This window comes from Anabaena sp. CCY 0017 (genome assembly GCF_963920885.1).
In the GTDB taxonomy this organism is placed as follows: domain Bacteria; phylum Cyanobacteriota; class Cyanobacteriia; order Cyanobacteriales; family Nostocaceae; genus Nodularia.
This window is the reverse complement of record NZ_CAWUDG010000061.1, coordinates 1-3,486: the sequence shown is the minus strand read 5'-3', so window position 1 is coordinate 3,486 and position 3,486 is coordinate 1. Positions and strand designations below refer to the sequence as shown.

The 3,486-nt window shown below is 41.5% G+C and carries 5 protein-coding genes; 2 read left to right on the top strand and 3 right to left on the bottom strand.

Annotated elements, in window-relative coordinates; translation table 11 throughout:
• Nucleotides 1–72: 72 nt before the first annotated feature.
• The 3 genes from ACM0OW_RS25600 to ACM0OW_RS25590 form a co-directional block, all read right to left on the bottom strand.
• A complete protein-coding gene (locus tag ACM0OW_RS25600; protein ID WP_414553518.1) occupies nt 73–282 on the bottom strand; it encodes a hypothetical protein in 210 nt (69 codons plus the stop codon).
• 183 nt (nt 283–465) lie between these two features.
• The gene (locus ACM0OW_RS25595) at nt 466–1,203 is read right to left on the bottom strand and encodes a hypothetical protein (protein WP_414553516.1); all 738 of its coding nucleotides are present in this window, start codon (nt 1,201–1,203) and stop codon (nt 466–468) included.
• Nucleotides 1,200–1,625, bottom strand: coding sequence for a hypothetical protein (locus ACM0OW_RS25590; RefSeq protein ID WP_414553514.1), 426 nt, complete (start codon nt 1,623–1,625; stop codon nt 1,200–1,202). Before ACM0OW_RS25590 ends, ACM0OW_RS25595 begins: the two co-directional genes overlap by 4 nt.
• 105 nt (nt 1,626–1,730) lie before the next feature.
• Between ACM0OW_RS25590 and ACM0OW_RS25585 the strand changes: the two genes are divergently transcribed.
• Both ACM0OW_RS25585 and ACM0OW_RS25580 read left to right on the top strand, forming a co-directional pair.
• On the top strand, nt 1,731–1,982 hold the full coding sequence (locus ACM0OW_RS25585) for a helix-turn-helix transcriptional regulator (protein ID WP_323216029.1): 252 nt from the start codon (nt 1,731–1,733) through the stop codon (nt 1,980–1,982).
• Nucleotides 1,983–2,350: 368 nt separating this feature from the next.
• Nucleotides 2,351–3,076, top strand: coding sequence for a hypothetical protein (locus ACM0OW_RS25580; RefSeq protein WP_414553512.1), 726 nt, complete (start codon nt 2,351–2,353; stop codon nt 3,074–3,076).
• Nucleotides 3,077–3,486: the final 410 nt, after the last annotated feature.

Here is a 3,486-nt window from a genome sequence, read left to right as displayed (position 1 = left end):
TTTCAAAATCGCCTTGTTTGCAGTTTGAAGCGTTTATGTTTGCAGTTCGCTACACGTAGGAATCGCACTTTCTCAAGTGGTTAAGTTTTGAAGTGAGAAATTTTTGATTGGTTGGGACTGTGGTAAAGTCTGCCAATGCAGTTCAAGCAATGCTTGCTGGGCATCTCCTAAAGTTAAATCGGGGCTGTACTCTACTGCGTGAAAGTCTGGGTGCTTCTGGATTTGGTCAATTAGCGCTAGGGATTGGTTAATTAGCGTTGACAGTTCCTTACTTTCAGTCATTTTTTGAACCACTGGGGAAGCTCCAAATAAATATTAGGATCTTGAAATTCTCGGTACTCCGGCTTGGTGACTCTATGCCTAGTAACTCGGTAGTTATCAAAGGCTACGAGTGCAGCAGCAAGGGATGAAATTATCAGAATGATGGATATGGCTTTTGAAGGGTTAAAACTGATTACAAAGCTTTTATCCTGCCTTACTTGGTGGGAGTGCAAATACTTTGAGGGCTTGTCTTGTTTGTTGGCGAAAGCGTTCGGAACCGCTTTTGATATCTTGGCTTATGCTCCTTAATCCATCATTTAGCAGTTCGGAATTTTCAGCGTCCAGATTGTGAATTGTCTGTTTAACTTCTTGCACAATATGTTGGATTTTCTGCCTACTCAAAGCGGCTTTGTGCTGGACAAAGGCTGTGATTGCAGTTTTTATCTCTTCCAGTTCATCATCTGAATTTGTACTGGCATAATCGAAGTTCTCAGCTATGGCTGTAACGTCTTCTATGTTTAGTGCGATACCCATGCTTTCGGCAGTAGATGCAACTAATTCAGAAGTTTCTTGCAGTGCTAATTCACCAGATTGGGTATTTTCTACGAGGTGATTGGAAGTCTCCAGAGGGGCGATTGTTTCCAAGTCTTTGGGAGTCTCTAGAGGTGCGATTGTTTGCAGTTCTTCGGAAGTTTCCAGAGATGGGGTTGTTTCTAATTCTGACTCAACTGGTGCAAGTTCGGTGTGTTCAAGTTCTGGTGTTTTCAAATCAGCGACTAAATTATTAATTACTTCTGTCCGAATGTCAGAACACCAATCATCTGGGAAGTCTGGACAAAGTTCTAAAATTTTAGCCTCTATCTGGGTGGCTGTTACTTCATTAATACCCTTAGCCTTGAGAGTTCGGCGGATAGAGTCTACTTTGTTCTTGAGTTCTTTCATTTGTAAATCCTGCTAGATGGTCTAGTAATTGCGGTGTAAAAAACTATTTTTGATGCTTGATTAAAGTCATAGTTGGCAGTTCTCGAAAACTGTAAACGTGCCTTATACCAAGCATTTATCAGCATTCGGTCTGTTACGTGAGGTTTGATTGTTCTGAGTATTTCTAACAATTCAATGCCAGTAAAATCAGAATAATCAGCGTAAGTATTTTGAAAACTTTCGTAAGTGGCGATCGCTTGCTTCGTGATTGGGGTGCGTGGGTGCAATGTCTTAAACTGTGCAAACATTTTTAAGGTTTTGACCGTGACAGACATTCCTGACCGCTCTAACTCACTCCGCAGATTTCGCCACCTACGATTAGAAACTTCACCAGCTACAGCCTGATAAGTTTGGCGGTAGTAAGTTTCGCTTGATTGCTTCATAGGCATCAGATACAGATGAATTACATCTGTCAGCAGTGTAAACTGTCTATAGATACTTGTCAACTAGCTATGTACATTTTACAGTAAACTGAATCAATAGATTTTATGGAAATGCCTAGAGTGCAAGTAAAGCGGTCAATTATTATTTATAAAGATTTCCCCGGTTTGGGGGAACGGATTAAAAAGGCTAGGGAGGGGGATAAACGCTCTCTGGTGAGTATTTGCAAGGAATCAGGGGTGTCTAGAACTTACTGGCATCAAATAGAAAATGAGGCGACATTATCCCCAATAACAGAGGACATTGTTCGGAAAATTGAAGCCGCGCTTGGGGTAGATTTAGGGGTGAATTTTGATTAATTTGAAATGATTCTGCGTGAAACCCGAATGCAAAATCGCTGTCGCTAACAACAGTAGAATCAGCTTTTCAGCTAATGCGACACGCAAAATCGCTCCTTTATTCCCTGTCGCACCCCCAAAATGGCACTTGCACATACATTTCAAATGCCACTGCGACCCTTACCACGCAAAGAATGAAATAAATCTGCAATGTAAAATTTACCCCAAAATACCCCGGTTTTTCATGCCCTTTTCATGCCCTCTGGCAAGTGGGCATAAGGGAAACATATTTAATTTTCCATCTAAATAAATGACTATTTGATAAAAAATGCCGTGTCAAGGATTACCATCAGTAAAGGTACTATTAATATGAATATCTGGTCTCTCCAATGTTGGCCATGAAATCCTCAACAGCCGATTTTCAACTTCCGCCGCACAATGAACCGGCGTTAAAGTGGCTTAGGGAGGCGAAAGATTATGAGTCCGCTCTGGCTCTAATTGCTGGTGGTACTGCACTTGCTACAGGCGGCATGGTTCATCCGCTTGGCTGGGCTGCTTTTGCATTGGCTTATAAACCGTTGATCCGACTTGAGAAACTTGCACGTCTGGAAAAATTAACAACCGTACTTTTGGATGAGTTTAAAAGTATTGGTACACAAATCTTTCCAGTCCAAAAAATCGAAGACAAGAACCCTCTGGACTTGTTTGTGAGGTTTCCACGCAGAAGTCACCTGTTTATCTCCATTCGTTCTTTTGGAGATCGGGAGGTAGTCTACAACGAAGCAAGGGAAATTCTACAGATCCGGAAGAAGAATAAGAGGGGTTTGACTACGTGGAAACCTTGTCCATTGCTTGAGTTAGCTGATTACGAAAAGTGGCTGAACAAAAACAGAGACTTGTTTGCAATGTCTTCAAGGGAAGCAACAAAAACACCGGCAGCAAAAGTTTTGGTTTTATGGCCTCCTACCAAGGCGGCTCCAAATCACAATGAACATCTTTATACGGAGATAGAAGGCATGAAAATTTTGGCTCTCAGAAGAAAAGGCACTGCTTTTGTGATTCAGGAGCAGAAAGTAACTGAGTTTATTAGGGCTTGGTTAAATCATTACCAATAGGATAAATACCGAAAACCCGTGGTCCGGTATGGACAACAAGGTTTTCATTTTTCGATTCCATTACATTGGAATTGGGGATTGGGTTTTGACGAGCCTAATTAATATCCCTAATAGCAATCTTATCAAATCTTTTGGAGTATTAAGCCATTTTAACACTGGCCACCCAGATAGAAAGAGCCACTCAGGAATTTTATCTTTTTATATTTTCAAAAGCTTGTATATAAGATTACTACACCGGATAGCTCCAATTCCTCCACTACACATCAAGGAGGATGGACAAAATGTCAGAATTACAGCCAAATCACCACTCAAAAGCGCCGCAACCACCAACAGCTAAACAGGCTGAAGCTCCAGAGGCAGCACAAGAGTTTATACAGCCCAACATCATCAGGTTTGCGTATAACGCCACT

Bases quoted from the DNA above. Each gene is read 5' to 3' on its own strand.
- ACM0OW_RS25600 (WP_414553518.1), bottom strand. From the start codon at position 282: ATGACTGAAAGTAAGGAACTGTCAACGCTAATTAACCAATCCCTAGCG.
- ACM0OW_RS25595 (WP_414553516.1), bottom strand. From the start codon at position 1,203: ATGAAAGAACTCAAGAACAAAGTAGACTCTATCCGCCGAACTCTCAAG.
- ACM0OW_RS25590 (WP_414553514.1), bottom strand. From the start codon at position 1,625: ATGAAGCAATCAAGCGAAACTTACTACCGCCAAACTTATCAGGCTGTA.
- ACM0OW_RS25585 (WP_323216029.1), top strand. From the start codon at position 1,731: ATGGAAATGCCTAGAGTGCAAGTAAAGCGGTCAATTATTATTTATAAA.
- ACM0OW_RS25580 (WP_414553512.1), top strand. From the start codon at position 2,351: ATGTTGGCCATGAAATCCTCAACAGCCGATTTTCAACTTCCGCCGCAC.